The 17,060-nt window shown below is 72.9% G+C and carries 14 protein-coding genes; 13 read left to right on the top strand and 1 reads right to left on the bottom strand.

Annotated features, from left to right (window positions below):
- The first annotated feature begins 176 nt into the window (after positions 1 to 176).
- The 8 genes from ssd to AB0J39_RS03025 all read left to right on the top strand — a co-directional run bounded on the left by ssd (position 177) and on the right by AB0J39_RS03025 (position 7,915).
- Complete coding sequence (ssd, locus tag AB0J39_RS03060; protein WP_363461226.1) at positions 177 to 1,262, top strand: septum site-determining protein Ssd; 1,086 nt, start codon at positions 177 to 179, stop codon at positions 1,260 to 1,262.
- Positions 1,259 to 2,437, top strand: a complete 1,179-nt coding sequence (locus AB0J39_RS03055) for a TadA family conjugal transfer-associated ATPase (RefSeq protein WP_363461223.1) — start codon at positions 1,259 to 1,261, stop codon at positions 2,435 to 2,437. The genes ssd and AB0J39_RS03055 overlap by 4 nt, the downstream gene beginning before the upstream one ends.
- On the top strand, positions 2,434 to 3,183 hold the full coding sequence (locus AB0J39_RS03050) for a type II secretion system F family protein (protein WP_363461337.1): 750 nt from the start codon (positions 2,434 to 2,436) through the stop codon (positions 3,181 to 3,183). Before AB0J39_RS03055 ends, AB0J39_RS03050 begins: the two co-directional genes overlap by 4 nt.
- Positions 3,184 to 3,208: 25 nt before the next feature.
- A complete protein-coding gene (locus AB0J39_RS03045; RefSeq protein ID WP_363461221.1) occupies positions 3,209 to 3,967 on the top strand; it encodes a type II secretion system F family protein in 759 nt (252 codons plus the stop codon).
- Between the two features lie 234 nt (positions 3,968 to 4,201).
- Positions 4,202 to 4,798, top strand: coding sequence for a DUF4244 domain-containing protein (locus tag AB0J39_RS03040; protein ID WP_363461219.1), 597 nt, complete (start codon positions 4,202 to 4,204; stop codon positions 4,796 to 4,798).
- Complete coding sequence (locus AB0J39_RS03035) at positions 4,795 to 5,292, top strand: TadE family type IV pilus minor pilin (RefSeq protein WP_363461217.1); 498 nt, start codon at positions 4,795 to 4,797, stop codon at positions 5,290 to 5,292. The genes AB0J39_RS03040 and AB0J39_RS03035 overlap by 4 nt, the downstream gene beginning before the upstream one ends.
- Positions 5,293 to 5,393: 101 nt before the next feature.
- Complete coding sequence (locus tag AB0J39_RS03030; protein ID WP_363461215.1) at positions 5,394 to 5,816, top strand: Rv3654c family TadE-like protein; 423 nt, start codon at positions 5,394 to 5,396, stop codon at positions 5,814 to 5,816.
- A 329-nt stretch (positions 5,817 to 6,145) separates the two neighbouring features.
- Entirely contained in the window at positions 6,146 to 7,915 is a 1,770-nt protein-coding gene (locus AB0J39_RS03025; RefSeq protein WP_363461213.1) for a hypothetical protein, read from the top strand.
- 105 nt (positions 7,916 to 8,020) lie between these two features.
- Here AB0J39_RS03025 and AB0J39_RS03020 read toward each other — a convergent pair whose 3' ends face one another.
- The gene (locus AB0J39_RS03020; RefSeq protein ID WP_363461211.1) at positions 8,021 to 10,480 is read right to left on the bottom strand and encodes a DEAD/DEAH box helicase; all 2,460 of its coding nucleotides are present in this window, start codon (positions 10,478 to 10,480) and stop codon (positions 8,021 to 8,023) included.
- Between the two features lie 145 nt (positions 10,481 to 10,625).
- Between AB0J39_RS03020 and AB0J39_RS03015 the strand changes: the two genes are divergently transcribed.
- From AB0J39_RS03015 to AB0J39_RS02995, 5 genes are all read left to right on the top strand, one after another.
- Positions 10,626 to 10,976, top strand: a complete 351-nt coding sequence (locus AB0J39_RS03015) for an STAS domain-containing protein (RefSeq protein ID WP_030506779.1) — start codon at positions 10,626 to 10,628, stop codon at positions 10,974 to 10,976.
- Between the two features lie 19 nt (positions 10,977 to 10,995).
- Positions 10,996 to 11,424 (top strand): ATP-binding protein, encoded by a 429-nt coding sequence (locus AB0J39_RS03010; RefSeq protein WP_363461209.1) that lies wholly within the window; start codon positions 10,996 to 10,998, stop codon positions 11,422 to 11,424.
- Between the two features lie 438 nt (positions 11,425 to 11,862).
- Positions 11,863 to 14,202 carry a sodium-translocating pyrophosphatase gene (locus AB0J39_RS03005; RefSeq protein ID WP_363461207.1) on the top strand — a complete coding sequence of 780 codons (2,340 nt, stop codon included), beginning with the start codon at positions 11,863 to 11,865 and terminating at the stop codon, positions 14,200 to 14,202.
- Between the two features lie 168 nt (positions 14,203 to 14,370).
- Positions 14,371 to 14,832 carry a histidine phosphatase family protein gene (locus AB0J39_RS03000; protein ID WP_363461205.1) on the top strand — a complete coding sequence of 154 codons (462 nt, stop codon included), beginning with the start codon at positions 14,371 to 14,373 and terminating at the stop codon, positions 14,830 to 14,832.
- Between the two features lie 51 nt (positions 14,833 to 14,883).
- Positions 14,884 to 16,998: an FUSC family protein gene (locus AB0J39_RS02995; protein ID WP_363461203.1), complete on the top strand. Its 2,115-nt coding sequence runs from the start codon at positions 14,884 to 14,886 to the stop codon at positions 16,996 to 16,998.
- Positions 16,999 to 17,060 lie beyond the last annotated feature (62 nt).

Here is a 17,060-nt window from a genome sequence, read left to right as displayed (position 1 = left end):
GTCGCCCCTTTTCTTGATCTTTATGGCGGGCTTTGCCGATCAGAGCGAACCGCTCGGTCGTGTCCACAGGCGGGGTTTCGTCCACAGAACGTGGTTCGCCGCCCCGGGCCGGTGGCGGTCGCTCGCATTGTGGTCCTCCCGAACGCCGAGTCGTCCCGGACGACAGGGAGACACCGATGCCACGCCCACTGGCCATAACCGACGACCAGGAACTCCTCGACGATCTGCTCCGCATCGCCGCCGCCGCGGGCGTCGAACTCGACGTGGCCCACGCGGCCGCCCACGCCAGGCCGTACTGGACACGGGCGCCGCTGGTCGTGGTCGGCGGCGACCTGGCCGATGAGCTCGCCGCGACGGGTCCGCCGGCCCGGCAGAACGTGGTCGTCGTGACGCGGACGGCCGACGACCCCGACATGTGGCGCAGGTGCGTCGCCGTCGGGGCGCACACCGTGCTGGAGTTGCCCGAGGCCGAGCGGCTCCTCGTGGAGGAGTTCGGCGACGCGGCCGAACCCGCCACCAGGGCGGGCACGGTCGTGTGCGTCGCCGCGGGGAAAGGAGGCGCCGGTGCCAGCGTCCTCGCGGCGTCCCTGGCGCTGACGGCGTCCCGCGCCGGGCTGCGAACGCTTCTCGTCGACGCCGATCCGCTCGGCGGAGGCATCGACGTACTGCTCGGCCAGGAGGAGGCCCTGGGTGCCCGCTGGCCCGACGTCGTCGGAAGGGAAGGCAGGGTGAGCTTCGCCGCCCTGCAGGAGGCGCTGCCCACCTTCGGCGAACTGACGGTGTTGTCGGCACACCGCGGTGAGCCGGTGCGGATACCCCGGGAGGCGATGCGCGTCGTGCTCGACGCCGCGCGGCGCGGCTGCGACCTGGTCGTGGTCGACCTGCCGAGGCACGTCGGCGAAGGCGAGGCGGAGGCCCTCGCCAGGGCCGCCGCGACGATCGTCGTCGTTCCCGCGGACCTGCGGGGGGCGCTCGCGGCGGCCCAGACGGTGACGCTGCTGCGGCCGGGGACCGGCGACCTGCGCCTGGTGATGCGTGCGGGCACGCTCGACCCGGAGGTCGTCGCGGCCTCTCTGTCGGTCCCCTGCGCGGGCGTTCTCCCGGAGGTGCGCGGGCTCGTGGAGACGCTGGATCGGGGCGATCCGCCGCCGCTGCGCCGCTCCCCCCTGGGCCGCTTCTGCGGGGAGCTGATCGATGCCCTGCTGGACGGCTTCCCGGCCGGCAGGACGGGCCAGCCCTCCACCGGGGCGGACGGCCCATGACCCGCGAAGGCCCGGTGACCGTTCCCGGCGTGGGCGCCGACCTGGTCGAGGCGGTCAGGGTACGGCTGTCGCAGACCGGCACCGTTCCCACCGCGGCCCAGGTGGCGGCGGCCCTGCGCGCGGAGCGCGCCGTGCTCGGCGACGCCGAGGTCCTGGCCGTCGCACGCACGCTGCGCGCCCATCTCATCGGCGCGGGTCCCCTCGAGACCCTGCTGGCCGAGCCGGGCGTCACGGACGTCCTGGTCAACGGGCCACGCGAGGTGTGGGTGGACGACGGGGACGGCCTGCGCAGGACGAGCGTGACCTTCCCGGGAGACGACGAGGTCCGCAGGCTCGCCCAGCGCCTGGCCGCGTCGGCCGGACGTCGCCTCGACGACGCCTGCCCCTATGTGGACGCCCGGCTCGCCGGCGGCGTGCGCCTGCACGCGGTGCTCCCGCCCATCGCGGCGGAGGGGACCTGCCTGTCCCTGCGGCTGCCCTCGCGCCGGGCGTTCACGGTGGAGGAACTCGCCGCGGGGGACGGAGCCGCCGTGCTCCGTGCGATCATGGCGGCACGGCTGGCGTTCCTGGTCACCGGAGGAACCGGCACCGGCAAGACGACGATGTTGAGTGCCATGCTCTCCCTCGCGGGCCCGGCGGAGCGCCTGCTGCTGGTCGAGGACTCAGCCGAGCTGCAACCCCCGCACCCTCACGTCGTACGGCTGGAGGCCCGGCCGCCGAACCTGGAGGGCGCGGGCGGGGTCGGGCTGCGCGATCTCGTACGGCAGGCCCTGCGGATGCGGCCGGATCGCCTGGTGGTGGGCGAAGTGCGGGGAGCGGAGGTCGTCGATCTCCTGGCGGCGCTCAACACGGGCCACGAGGGGGGCTGCGGGACGCTGCACGCCAACAACGCCGCCGACGTGCCCGCGCGGCTGGAGGCCCTGGCCTGCGCCGCGGGCCTGTCGAGGGAGGCGGTGCACAGCCAGATCGCCGCCGCGCTCGACCTCGTCATCCACCTCGTGCGCGACGCGGGCGGTGGACGTCGTCGCGTGGCGGAGATCTGCGTGCTCGACCGCGGCACGTCCGGTCTGGTGACGGCGCTTCCGGCGGTGACCTTCGACCCGCACGGCCGGGCGAGCCGAGGCCCGTCATTCGACGTGCTGCGTCGACGGTGCGCGGGGTCGTGGCCCTCATGACGCCGCCGGGCGGGCCTGTCATGGGGCTGGTCGCGGTGCTCGTCGCCGCCCTCGCCACCTGGGTGTGGGCCGGGCCGGATTCCGGGACGACGCGGCTCGCATCGCTCACCGGAACGAGGCGGGCGAGGGACCTGCGCCGGTTCTTGGCGGCGCTCACCCGCCGCCCACGACCCGGCGCGACGGCGGCGGCCTGGCGTGCGGCGTCCATCGAGCTGTGCCAGAGCCTGGCCGCCGAGCTGTCGGCGGGCAGGCCTCCCGGCGACGCCATCGCGCGGGCGGTCTCCTCGGTCAGCCTGCCGGACCCCGCCGCGCTCGCCCCGGTGGTCGCCGCCGCCCGGGACGGCGGCGACGTCGCCGCGGCCCTGTTGGTCGCCGCGCCCGCCCGCGGTGGTGAGGGCCTGGTCAGGCTGGCCGCGTGCTGGCGGGTGAGCGTGGCCGTGGGCGGCGGCCTGACCGCGCTGGTCGAGCGGGTGAGCGTGTCCCTGCGGGAGGCGCAGGCCCACCGGGAGGAGGTGGCCGCACAGCTTTCCGGACCTCGGGCGACCGCCCGGATGCTCGCGGGCCTGCCCGTGCTCGGCCTGCTGATGGCCGCCGGACTCGGCATGAATCCGCTGGCGTTCCTGCTCGGCGGCCCGGCGGGGTTCGCCTGCCTGGTCGTCGGGCTCGCGCTCGACGCCGCCGGAGTCTGGTGGACACGCAGGCTCGTCGCCCGGGCGGAAGAGCCGCCGGGATCTGCTCCCCGATGAGCATGCCGGGAAGGGGGTGCGAGACATGATCGCCGTGCTGGCCGGGGTCCTGACCACGCTGGCGGTGCTGACCTGGCCGGTCGCCCGTTCGCCCGCCGCGCGCCTGAACGCCATCGCGTCGTCGGTGCCGTCCCCGCAAGCGCCGATGCAGGGACCGCCGGGCCACGCGCCGGCGGACGTGAGCGCGTCGCGTCGAGGAGTGGCCATCGCCGCACCCGTAGGACTCGCGGTCCTCCTCCTCGTGGGAGGGCCGGTGGGAGCGCTCGCGGGGACGGCGACGGCCGTCGGCGTTTTCGTCGCCGTGCGCAGGCGAGAGCCCGCCGAAGTCAGGCGACGCCGGGAACGCATCGGGGCCGACCTTCCGTTCGCCGTCGACCTGATCGTCGCCTGTCTGCGAGCCGGGCAACCGATGAGCGGGGCCGTCGAGACGACCGCGGTCGCCATCGCGGGCCCCGTCGGCGAACGCCTCTCGTGGGCCGGCGCTCAGATGCGCCTCGGTGCTCCTCCGGAGGAGGCCTGGGCCGCCCTGGCCGAGGAGCCCGCGCTCGCCGCCTTGGCCAGGACGATGGTCCGGGCCGCGCAGAGCGGTGCACCGGTGGCCGACGTCCTCACGCGGCTCGCCGACGACGCCCGGCGTACGGCTCGGGCGACCGCGTCGGCCGCGGCGCGAAGGGTGGGCGTGCACGCGGTCGCGCCGCTTGGGCTCTGCTTCCTGCCGGCCTTCGTCTTCCTCGGGATCATTCCCATGGTCGCAGGACTGGCGGGCCAGATCCTCCTGCCATGAACACTCTGTGGACAACGTCATCCACACCTGTGGACAGCAAGTTGGGTGAATGACCTGCAAGCTCCCATATCGCAGCTCGTTGATCCACAGGTGGGGACGTGGCGGCTGTGGACAACAACGTAGGCAGGGCTCTCGTCCACAGAACCGCGCTCGGCTCGATTCCTGTCGTCCGCGATCCCGCAACCTGGCCCCAGCGCGGGCGGACGGGCCGCCCCGAGCGGGTCAGGAGGACCGATGAGCAAGCACGCCGCGACCGGCCGGAGGAAGCAGACGGGCACCCAGGCGGGCACCCAGGCGGGCACCGTATTCCGGCGGCGAGCCGGAGACGCCGGGGGCCGTCACAGGGTGAGTCCGGCGCGATGGGCGGCACTCGGGCGTGCCGTGCGAAGGGCGCTGTCCAGCCGCTCCGGACGCGCGTCCGTGTTGGCCCTCTCCTGCGTGTGGGCGAAGGCCGGCGGTGGCGTGCAGGAGGTCCGCCGCGCTCTGGGGCGGTTGTCCGCCGCGCAGGCGGTCCGTGGCGCCGCCCGGGTGGTCCGTGGCGCCGTGCGGAGGGCGTCCGCCGTGCCGGCGGTCCGCCACGCTCTGGGGCGGTTGTTCGCCGCGCTGAGGCGTTCCGCCGCCGGGGTCTCGTGCCGTGCCCGGGAGCTGAGCATCCAGTGGACGGTGCAGGCGGGGACCAGGGCCGAGGCGGGCATGTCGACCGCGGAGTACGCCGTGGGCACGATCGCCGCCTGCGGGTTCGCCGCACTGCTCTGGAAGGTGGTCACGAGCGCCGAGGTGAGGTCCATGCTCGCCGCGCTCATCCAGAAAGCCCTGAAACTGGCCGCATGAGGCCACCGGTGGTGCGCCGATGCGCCCGGGTGCCGAGACGCCGTGTGATCGACGTGTGGCACCCGCGGGATCGAGGTTCGGTCACCGCGGAGACCGCCGTCGCCCTTCCGGCCCTCGTGCTCGTGCTGACCGCCGCTCTGTGGGCGGTGACGATCACGGGCGCCCAACTGCGATGCGTCGACGCCGCCCGGGCCGGCGCACGCGCGGCGGCCCGGGGTGAGGCCGCCGAGGAGGTGCGGACGGTGGTCCTGCGGCTCGCCCCCGAGGGCGCCACGGTGTCCATCCGCACGGGAGCCGACACCACCCGGGTGGAGGTCGTCGCCACCGTCAGGCCGCCGTTCAGGTCACCGCTCCCGCCGGTTCGTCTCCGGGCTGCCGCCGTCTCCGCCACCGAGCCCGGCGTCCTCGCGCCGCTTTCATCGGCTGCGGAGCCGGCCCGGTCTCCGAGTCACACGGGAGACCGCGCCCCTCCTGGACCGGCCGAACACGAATGAGGGACGCGCGTCGGCCGGTCCCCGGGCCGGAAGGAGCGTGCAGGTGCGGACGGCCGGAGGAGCGCGGATGGCGGATGACTCCGGACAGCGAGGACACGTGGATGACGGATCGTTTCGGACATGAGGGCGTGCGGATGAGGATATTCCGGCACTTCGAGAACAGGAGGCGCTGCCTGCGGGAGCGCGGCTCGGCGACCATCTGGACGATCGCGCTCATGACCGCCGTCTGGGCGGTGGCGATGGTCGTCGTCCAGGTGGGCGTGGCTCGTGTAGCGCGGCACCGGGCGCAGAGCGCAGCCGATCTCGGCGCGCTCGGGGCCGCGCGCGTGGCACTGGCGACGCCGGACGAGGCGTGTGATCGAGCGGAGGCGATCACGACGGTCAACGGTGCGTCGTTGCGGTCGTGCGCGCTGTCGGACGGCGTCGCCGAGGTCACGGTGACGGTGCGATTCGCGGTCCCCCTCCTCGGTCCCGCGACGGCCGCCGCCTCCGCCGAGGCCGGTCCGGTGGGTGCGGTGGCATGAGGGGGCGGATCGCTGCCCCACGCAGGCGGCCGTCACGGAGGTGGCCGTCACGGAGGTGGCCGTCACGGAGGTGGCCGTCACGGTGGCGGCCGTCGTCGAAGCCGTCGTCCCGCCGTTGACTGCCGTCGAGTCGCGATGAGGCGCTACCAGCAGAAAAGGCTTTTGGAGCTTCCGTAATGTCACACCACTTCTGTCGCAATAGAATCACGACTTCTTAGACATACGGTCCAAGAGCGGACGGTTGGCATAAAGTGCCGCGTACTCTCAGTCGCCGTACGCATCGGCAAAGGCGGCCCGGGGGTGGACGGTTCTCCACGAAGGGATGCGTCGTGACCAGGGTTCGCAGGCTGGGCACAGCGGCGGTGATAGTTTCGACGGCTCTGGCATCCGCGCTGGTGGCCGGTGCCGCACCGGCGTACGCGGCCGACGCCGAGATCCTGTCGCCCGGGAACGGGGAGGTCCTCAAGTCGTCCCGGCCGGTGACCGTGTCCGCCAAGACGGACTGGTATCAGGTCAGCATGTCCCTTTACGTCGAGGGCCCTTCCGTGTCCCGGCAGAAGATCGCCTCAGGGGGCGCGAACCAGACGATCAGCGGCTCCTTCGACCCAGGCGATGCCCCCAACGGCACGTTCACGGTCAGCCTGTTCGGCGAGGTCACGCACAAGACCTACGCCACCTCGACCTTCGTGCTCAGCCGTCCGCCGGAGGCGCCGTCCGGGGTCGAGGCGCAACTCAAAGACGCCTCGACGATCCAGGTCAGCTGGGCGAAGGGCGCCGAACCGGATCTCCAGTCCTACGAGATCACCTCGGTCAAGGCCGGCAAGTCCGGCTCCGTCTCCGCCGACTCCGCCTGCTCGGGTTCGACCTGTCAGGCGAGCCTCGCGCTCCCGGCCGGTCTGGGCGGGCAGAAGGTGGACGTCTCCGTCCGGGCGTTCCGATCGGACGGCGCCGGCGGCACGGTCGGATCTCAGCGCTCCTCGGCCCGTGACGTGGCCGTTCCCGCCCCGAAGGCCTCCCCGAGCCCCTCTCCGACGCCGTCGAAGAGGCCGGACCAGTCGGCGGCCAGGCCGCCCGTCGACAAGACCCCGAAGGCGCACCGGCCCACCGCCGAGCCGAAGCCTGAACCGGCACTGCCCACGGACACCACGCTGCCCAAGGACACGGAACTGCCGAAGGACACCGAGCTCACGCTGCCGGAGGCGAACGGCGGCAGTGACCAGACCGAGCCGGTGGTCGTCCCGGAGAAGACCGACGACCCGAAGATGACGGCCCAGTCATCCTTCCTGCCGCTCGGCGGGCTCAATTTCGGCGTGTACGTCGCGCTCGCCGTCGTCCTTCTGCTCACGGGCGCGAATCTGGGCGCCTGGCTGCGGCGCAAGGGCTTGACCGGGGACACCGCGGGCAACGGACAGGCCGGAGGTTCGGGGGCCCATCAGACGACCGGGGAGACGGGCGCCTCGCCTGAGGCCGTCACGGTGGCCGGTGGCGCGGCCGTGCTCGGCGGTACCGCCGCGGCGAAGGCCCGAGGGACCACCCCCGTACGACGTCCCTCCGTCATCCTGGCCAGGCCCAAGGCCCGCGAGAACCCCCCGGAGACGGAGATCGGCACCGGGGCCGGAACGGGCCACGTCGCCTCCACGATCGCGAGCACGAGCCCGATTCCGGGCATGGGCACGAGCATGAGCACGGCCTCGGGACAGGAGGCCACGCAGTCCGATCAGGAGCCGGCCCGCCCTGTTCCCCGGCCGGACCAGCAGGAGCCGCTGGCGGATGTCACCGAGGTCATCGGCGGCGAACCAGCAGTGGCCGAGGTGACTTCGGCCACGTCCACCGCCGAGGACCGGACCTCCGGCGCCCCGGCCGACGGCGCCCACGCCGCCGTCGCGGCCGATCTTCCCCCCACCGGCATCGGCACGTCCCGCGTGCCGCTGTCCTCGGCCGGCCGGCCCGGCCAGATGCCGGTGGTCCCGACGCCGGCGGTGCCCGCGGGCGCGGCGTTGAGCGGTCAGATGCCGGAACGGCCCCTCCGCCAGCCCGAGCCGGACGTCTGGACGGAGGACGACGACAGCCTCTATTCAGGCCGCCCTCGCGATCTCTGAACGGTCACCGCTCCCTGCTCCTGCCCCTCCCGGCCACATCGGAGGCGGGAACAGTCGCCGAGGCCCGACCTGACGCGCCCCCGGCGACCTGACGCACCCCCCGGCTCAGGCGTCCAGGAGGATGTCCAGGAGGCGGATCGCCCCGGCCTTGTCGAGGGGCTCGTTGCCGTTGCCGCATTTGGGCGACTGGATGCAGGACGGGCAGCCGCGCTCGCACTCACACGAGGCGATCGCCTCCCGGGTCGCCGTCAGCCAGTCCGACGCCCGGCTGTACCCGCGCTCGGCGAAGCCCGCGCCGCCGTCGTGGCCGTCGTAGACGAAGACCGTGAGCAGGCCCGTGTCGGGGTGAAGCTCGGTGGACACCCCCCCGATGTCCCAGCGGTCGCAGGTCGCGAACAGCGGCAGCAGGCCGATCGAGGCGTGTTCGGCCGCGTGTGCGGCCCCGCCGAGATCCACCGCGGCCCCTGGCTGCGTCAGGCAGGCGAGGGCGGGTGCGGGCAGGGTCCACCACACCGCGCGTGTGCACAGCGTGCGCGGCGGCAGGTCGAGCGGCTCCTCGCCGACGACCTCGCCGGTCTGGGTGCGCCGTTTGAGGTACGAGACGACCTGGCGGGTGACCTCCACCGAGCCGAAGTGGAGGGTGCCGGGCCCGAAGGGCCGCGAACGCAGCGACTCCATCACCCGGATGTCGGTGACGTCCCGCGCGAAGGTCGCGTAGTCCGGTTCGGCGGCCGTGACCAGGGCGACCCCCTCGTCCAGATCGAGCGTGTCGACCACGAACGTCTCGCTCTGATGCAGGTAGACGGCGCCCGGATGGACCATTGTGTGCGCCGACGGCTCGTCGACCGTGCCCAGCAGGCAGCCGGTCGCCGCCTCGACGACCTGGACCGGCGCGCCACCCGATCCGCGGATGTCCGCCAGGTCGGCCGCGTGGTCGCGGCTGGTCCAGAACCACCCGGTGGGCCGCCTGCGCAGCAGTCCGCGGCTCACGAGGTCGTCGAGAGCGTCCCGCGCCGCCGGGCCGAAGATCTCCAGGTCGTCCTCGGTCAGCGGGATCTCCGCGGCGGCCGCGCACAGGTGGGGTGCCAGCACGTACGGATTGTCGGGATCGAGGACGATTGCCTCCACCGGCCGTCCGAACACGGCTTCCGGGTGATGGACGATGTAGGTGTCCAGCGGGTCGTCGCGGGCGATCAGCACGGCCAGCGCGTCCTGGCCCGCGCGCCCGGCCCGGCCCGCCTGCTGCCACAGTGAGGCGCGGGTGCCGGGCCACCCGGCGATGAGGACCGCGTCCAGTCCCGAGACGTCGACGCCGAGTTCGAGCGCGTTGGTGGTGGCCAGGCAGGTCAGCTCGCCCGACCGAAGGGCCTTTTCGAGCACCCGCCGGTCGTCGGCCAGGTAGCCGGCCCGGTAGGCCGCCACCCGATCCGCCAGCCGGCTTCTCCCACGACCGGTCTCTCCGCCGATCCCTCCGGCAGCCGCTTCATGGGGTCCGCCGCCGTTCGGGCCGCTCGTCTCGTCCGGCGGATCCCCGGCGTCCTCGCCGTACGGCGCGGGTCCCGCGTCGAGGAGGGCCTCGACCTCCTCGAGCGTGCGGCGGGCGGTGAGGGCCACGGTCTCGGCGGCGCGGCGGGAGCGGACGAACGCGAGAGTGCGCACATCCTCGATCACGAGGTCCGCCAGGAGATCGGCCGCCTCGGCGGTGGCGGTGCGGCGGACCGGGGCCCCGCTCTCCCCGCGTAAATCGGTCAGAGGCGGCTCCCAGAGCGCGAAGGTGGTCGAACCCCTGGGAGAGGCGTCCGCGGTCACCTCGGCCATCTCAAGCCCGGTCAGGCGCATTCCCGCGGCTGCGGGGTCGCTGGCGGTGGCCGACGCCAGCAGGAACACGGGGGAGGAGCCGTACCTGGCGCAGATCCGGCGCAGCCGGCGGAGGATCTGGGCGACGTGGGAGCCGAAGACCCCGCGGTAGCCGTGGCACTCGTCGACGACCACCAGCCGCAGCCGCCGCCAGAAGGACGACCACGACGAGTGGCGAGGCAGAATCGACCTGTGCAGCATGTCCGGGTTGGTCAGCACGTAGTTGGCGTTCTGGCGGATCCACCGGCGTTCCTCGTACGGTGTGTCCCCGTCGTACGTCGCCGCGCGCACCTGCGTCAGCCGCAGCTTCCGCAGCGCTCTCAGCTGGTCGGCGGCGAGCGCCTTGGTCGGGGTGAGGTACAGCACCGTCCCGCCGGTGAAGATCTCCGCGACGGCCGGGACCAGGTAGGCCAGCGATTTTCCGGACGCGGTCCCTGTGGCAATGATCACGTTTTGGCCACGTTTAACCAGCTCGGCGGCCTCAAGCTGGTGTTCCCACAGGCCGGTGACCCCCTGCAGGCGCAGTCGCGAGACCAGCAGCTCAGGGGCCCATTCCGGCCATCTCGCGGCACTCGCCTGACGTGCTGGAACATGCTCCACATGCGTCACGCGCCCACGGCGTGCGGGAACCGCGAGCAGACGGGTGAGAAGGTCGCCTGTTCGGGCAGAGGACGAAGAAGTCGGAGTCACTGGTTTCCAGTTTGGCATCTGCGGGGAGAGTCGCCCGGAGTCGTGATTTCGTATAGACACGGAGTCGTAGCGTGGTTGAATGCCGCGCATCGGGTCGTGCCTCTGGACTACCAGGATGCATGACCTGTATCGAGACCTACGCAAGTAAGGCGCTGGAGGATCTGTGGATCTGAAGTTGGACCACCATTCCGAGGACAATCTCACCATCGTCGATGTCGAGGGTGAGATCGACGTCTACACCGCGCCCAGACTGCGTGAGCTGCTGATCGACCTGGTCAACAAGGGCAACTTCCACCTGCTCGTCAACATGGAGAAGGTGGACTTCCTCGACTCGACGGGCCTTGGCGTGCTGGTCGGCGGCCTCAAGCGGGTGCGGGCGCACGACGGCTCCCTGGAGCTCGTCTGCACGCAGGAGCGCATCCTGAAGATCTTCCGCATCACCGGCTTGACGAAGGTCTTCGGGATCTACGCCTCTGTCGAGGAGGCCAAGGAAGCCCACGGCCGGGACAAGTGACGGCCGAGGATTCAGCAACATGGCCACCGTCGAGCTGACGTTCAGCGCTCTGCCCGCCCACGTGCGTACGGCCCGGCTGGTCGCCACGGCCATCGCCCGGCGTACGGGAGTGGCGGAGGCGATCTTGGACGAGGTGCGGCTCGCCGTCGGAGAGGCGTGCTCGCGGGCTGTGGAGGCGCACCGCCTCCACTGCCCGGGGGAGCCGGTACGCATCGAGTTACGCGATGACGCGGGGCGTTTCGAGGTGACTGTCACCGACGCCGCCCCGAGTGAGGATGTGACGCCCCAGGTGCTGGAGGCGAGCGGCAGCCTCATGCCCGAGATCGACAATCTGGGCATCGCGGTCATCGCGGGGCTGGCCGACGACGTCGAGGTGCTTCCCGGGCCGAAGGGCATGCGCATCCGCATGAGCTGGCCCGCGTCGCCCAACGGCGTCGCCGCCCTCTGACCGCCGAGACCTCCGGCGGATCTCCCAGGCCCTCGCGGGCCTTCGGAGACCTCGAAGATCCGAACAGATCGAGTGTCGCCCCCCGGCGTGGCACTCGATCTTTTGCTATGCCCTCCCAAATATCGGACGCCCGAAGCCTGCTATCGGGGCGTACCGTAACCCGGCCGACCTCTGCCGCCGTGCTCCTGACTCCGCTGGTCAAAGCACCTTGATAGCGGTGCAAATGTTCGTCCATTACCGGGCGCCGCCTCGATTGCGGGGCGTGAGGGCCTTCATATCCGCGGCATCGCTGCGTAGACTCCCGGCACCGGCCAAGGTATTGCGGATGCAACCGGAAGCGGCACTTGCCAACCGCCCGGAAGTGCGCCGCACGGCCAGTGGGTTCGTTCAGCGCCGCCCGGGCAGGAGGACCGAAACCCGTCTGGCCGAGGAGGACGGATGTCTGCCTATCACGCCGCTGCCGCTGACGAAGGCGCAGCGGTAGCTCTGAACGGTTCCCATCTCACCCTTGTCATAGTCGTCGCCGTCGTGGCGCTGCTCGCTCTGGCCGTCGCGGGCGGACTGGTGCGGGAGGTGCTCGCCGCGGGGCAGGGCACCGAGCGAATGCAGAACATCGCGAGGGCCGTGCAACAGGGCGCCGCCGCCTATCTCGCGCGGCAGTTCCGGACGCTCGCGATATTCGTCGTCATCATTCCGTTCCTGCTGCTGCTTCTTCCGGCCGGCTCGACCGGCGAGAGAATCGGCAGGTCGGTCTTTTTCGTCGTCGGCGCGGTGTTCTCCGCGCTGACGGGTTTCATCGGCATGTGGCTCGCCGTACGCGGAAACGTCCGCGTCGCGTCCGCCGCCCGTGAGTCGGGCGAGAAGACCGCGATGCGCATCGCGTTCCGCACGGGCGGCGTCGCCGGCATGTTCACGGTCGGCCTCGGCCTGCTGGGCGCCGCGATCGTCGTGCTCGTCTACAAGGGCGACGCGCCGAACGTCCTCGAGGGGTTCGGCTTCGGCGCCGCGCTGCTCGCGATGTTCATGCGTGTCGGCGGCGGCATCTTCACCAAGGCCGCCGACGTCGGCGCCGACCTGGTGGGCAAGGTCGAGCAGGGCATCCCCGAGGACGACCCGCGCAACGCCGCCACCATCGCCGACAACGTGGGCGACAACGTCGGCGACTGCGCCGGCATGGCGGCCGACCTGTTCGAGTCGTACGCCGTCACCCTGGTCGCGAGCCTGATCCTGGGCAAGGCCGCCTTCGGCACCGAGGGCCTGGTCTTCCCGCTGATCGTCCCGATGATCGGTGTCATCACCGCGGTCATCGGCATCTTCGCCACCGCGCCGCGCGGGCGGGACCGGTCCGGCATGGCCGCCATCAACCGCGGCTTCTTCATCTCCGCCGCCATCTCCGCCGTGCTGGTGGCCGTCGCGGCGTTCGCGTACCTCCCGTCGAGCTTCGCCCAGCTGTCCGGCGCGTCCGCGGACGTCGCCGCGCTCACCGCCGACCCGCGCCTGATCGCCATCGGCGCGGTGCTCGTCGGCCTGGTCCTGGCCAGCGCCATCCAGATCCTCACCGGCTACTTCACCGAGACCAACCGGCGCCCGGTCCGGGAGATCGGCGAGAGCTCGCTCACCGGCCCCGCCACCGTCATCCTGTCCGGCATCTCGGTCGGCCTGGAGTCCGCGGTCTACTCGGCGCTGCTGATCGGCGGCGCGGTCTACGGCGCCTTCCTGCTCGGCTTCGGCAACGTGACCGTGGCGCTGTTCGCCGTGGCACTCGCCGGCACCGGCCTGCTGACCACGGTCGGCGTGATCGTGTCGATGGACACCTTCGGCCCGGTCTCCGACAACGCCCAGGGCATCGCCGAGATGTCGGGCGACGTCGAGGGCGAGGGCGCCCGCGTGCTCACCTCCCTGGACGCGGTCGGCAACACCACCAAGGCCATCACCAAGGGCATCGCGATCGCGACCGCCGTGCTCGCGGCGACCGCGCTGTTCGGCTCGTTCCGCACCGCGGTCGAGAGCGAGCTCGCCAAGGCCTCACAGGGCGTGAAGGACGCACTCGGGTCGTTCGCGAACTTCAGCCTGTCGGTGGACGCCCCGAACGCGCTGGTCGGCCTCATCGTCGGCGCGGCCGTGGTGTTCCTCTTCTCCGGCCTCGCGATCAGCGCCGTCGGCCGCGCCGCGGGCCGGGTCGTGTACGAGGTGCGCGAGCAGTTCCGCACCAAGCCGGGGATCATGGACGGCACCGAGACGCCGGACTACGGCCGCGTGGTCGACATCTGCACCCGTGACTCGCTGCGCGAGCTCGCGACCCCCGGCCTGCTCGCCGTGCTGACCCCGATCGCGGTCGGCTTCGCGCTCGGGTACGCGCCGCTCGGCGCCTACCTGGCCGGCGCCATCGCGGCGGGCACGCTGATGGCGGTGTTCCTCGCCAACTCCGGCGGCGCCTGGGACAACGCCAAGAAGCTCGTCGAGGACGGCCACCACGGCGGCAAGGGGTCGGAGGCGCACGCCGCCACCGTGATCGGCGACACCGTCGGCGACCCGTTCAAGGACACCGCCGGTCCGGCCATCAACCCGCTGATCAAGGTGATGAACCTGGTCGCGCTGCTGATCGCCCCGGCCGTCGTCGCGTACGCCGACAACGTCGCGGTCCGCGTCACCGCGACGGTCGTCGCCGTGGCGGTCGTCGTCGGCGCCGTGGTCGTCTCCAAGCGCCGCGCCTCGGGCATCGCCCCGACCGGCGAGGCCGACCAGGCCTCCCGCGCCACGGAGCCCGTCGCCCACTGACGCGGCACCCACGCGGCCCGAAGGTCCCCTGCTCCTGGAGCGGGGGACCTTCTCCATACACTGAGCACTTATGGACAAGCCGAACGGGGGCAGGACACTGGCGCTGATCCTGCTGACCATGACGGCGATGATCGCCGTGATCGTGGGCCTCGCCATCTGGGCCATGCCGTGAGCGTCCGGACGCTCGTCGTGGTCAGGCATGCCAAGGCCGGCCACGCGCCCGGGCTTTCGGACAGCGAACGTCCGCTGACCTCCGGCGGCGAGCGGGACGCCCGGGCGGCCGGGGAGGAGATCAAATCGCTCGCGCCCGGGCTCGTCCTGTGCTCGCCCTCGGTGCGCACCCGCAGGACCGCCGAGCTGCTGGGCCTCGACGCCCCTATCGAGATCGAGCGCGACATCTACGAGGCGTACCCGGACGACCTGCTCGGCGTGCTGCGCCGTACGGACGGTGAGATCGCGTCGGTCGTGCTCGTCGGCCACAACCCCGGTGTGCACGAGCTCGTCGCCGCCCTGGCGGACGTCAGGCTCGACGGCTTCCCGCCCGGCGCGTACGCGGTGATCGAGCTGGACGTGCCGTGGGAGGACGCCGCTCCCGGCACCGGACGCCTGGTCCGGACGAGCCACCCCTGATAGCGCCCGGGGAATCCGGGTAGGAAGAACCGCCTGCCGCTCAGGAACGTCGTGCTCGCCAGGGCGCCGAGGCTGGAGGATCCGCGCCTCGCGCTCGGGTTCGGCCTGACCGGGGCCGCCTGCCTGGGGATTCCGCTGCTCATCGGCCTGCTCACCGGTCACCCGGCGGGCGGCGCGGTCGTGGGTCTGGGCGCCTGGCTGGTCGCGGGCCGGGCCATCGCGAACCCCGCGGGCGTGCGCACGCCGTACCTGCTCGGGGTCGTGCTGTCGGTGGGCGTGGGGACGTCGCTGGGGGTCCTGCTGGCGGGCAGCGACTGGCTCATGGTCGCCGTCGCCTCGGCCCTGGCCGGGCTGGGCGGCCTGGTGCGCCCGATCGGCGTCACCCCGGCGCTCACGCTGCTGCTGACCGCGGCCAATCCGCTGCCGCTCGATCCCGCGCCGCACACGGGCCTGCAACTGCTCGGCGGGGTGCTGGCCGCCGTCCTGCTCACCCTGCCCTGGCGGTGGCGGCGCACCCGCCCGATCGCGACGATGCTGGGCGAGACGGCCGACACCCTGGCCGGGCTGGCCGAGGCGGTGGCCGACCCCTCGGTGGGTCAGGACGAGTGGGACGAGCGTCGCAGGACGGCCTCCGACGCGATCACCGAGATCCGTACGGCGCGCGCCCGCCGTCTGCGGTGGGAGCGGTCGCGGGCGGCCGAGGACGTCGCGTTCGCGCTGCGCCGGGTGTTCCACGAGATCATCGCGCTGCGCGGGCTGTGCGACACGCTGGCGCGGCGGGCGCCGGGCGCGGCCGGCGAGGCGGGGCTGGGCGACCTCGTGGCCTCGCTGTCCGCGTCCCTGCGGGCCTACCTGGCCGAGTGCCCGCCCGAGCAGGTGCCGGTCGTGGACTTCGGCGACCGGGTGGACCGGCTGCGCGAGCGGGGCGCGGACGGCGAGCGCGAGATGGTCGTGCTCGTCCTCCTGCGGCAGATCGCGCACAGCGCCGGACGGATCCAGGCGGCGCTCGACGGCTCGGCCGAGGCGGCCCGCCGCCTGTGCGCGCCCGGCCTCGATCTGGCCACCCTGGCGGTTCCCCCGCCGCTCGCCTTCGACGACCCGCGCGTGCGGCACGCCCTGCGGGTCGTGCTCGGCACCGCCTTCGCCTCGATCGTCATCGTGCTGTTCAAGCCCGCGTTCCCGCACTGGCTGGTGATCGCGGTGCTGGTCACCATCCAGCCGACGTACGGGGAGACGCGGGCCAGGGTGTGGTGGCGGGTGGGCGGCAGCACGGCCGGCGGGCTGGTCTCGGCCGCGATCCTGCACGTCGCGCCCGGCCATTGGCCGCTGGTCGCGCTGATCGGGGTGTCGGCCGCGCTGGCGTTCGGCCTGGCCCCGACGCACCACGCCTACTGGGCTACGTTCATGACGATGTGCGTGCTGCTGCTGCTCGACTTCCAGGTGCCGCAGACCGAGAAGATCGCCGAGTCGCGGGTCGTGCTGACCGTCGTCGGCGGCGTCATCGCCATCGCGTGCACGCGGCTGCTGTGGCCGCGGGGGGAGACGGACCGGCTGGCCGAGCGGGTCGGCCGGATGCTCGACTCGCACGCGGCGGTCGCCCGTACGCTCGCGCAGCTGGCCCGGGGGAGGGTCGGCGCCGAGCGGGCCGACGAGCGGATCAGGAAGGCCGCCGTGGACGCCGAGATGGTCGCCGCGGCGCTCGACTACATCGCGAAGGAGCCCGGCGGCGCGGCCCCCGACGCCGTCGACGAGGCCCTGGAGGCCGCCCAGCGGGTCCGCGACGACCTTCTGACGCTGATCTCGGTGTTGCGTGACGAGCCGACCGGCGCCGGGCCCGTCCCCGACGTCCTGGACGCCGTGGCCGGACACCTGCGGGCCGCCGCGGAGGCCGTGCGGGGGCGGGAGCCGTACGAGGAATCGGCCGCGGACGTGGGCCGGGGGCTCGCGGACGACGCCGCGCGGGTCGGCGCCCAGGCCGAGCGCCGGCTCACGGAACTGGAGACGGGCGGGACCGGGCCGGGCCCGCGGACGGCCGCGAGCGAGCCGGGTTCGGGGCGGGCGCTGCTGCGCACCACCGCCGTCGACCAGGCGCTGCGCTCGCTGGACGCCGACGCCGTACGGCTGTGCGCGGCCTCCACCGGGGCGTTCGCGACCCAGCCGTCGTGACCCGGCCGTCGTGACCCGGCCGTCGTGACCCGGCCGTCGTGACCCGGCCGTCGTGACGGGCG

This window comes from Microbispora sp. NPDC049633 (genome assembly GCF_040675265.1).
Classification (GTDB): domain Bacteria; phylum Actinomycetota; class Actinomycetes; order Streptosporangiales; family Streptosporangiaceae; genus Microbispora; species Microbispora maris.
This window is presented reverse-complemented; position numbering and strand designations above follow the sequence as displayed.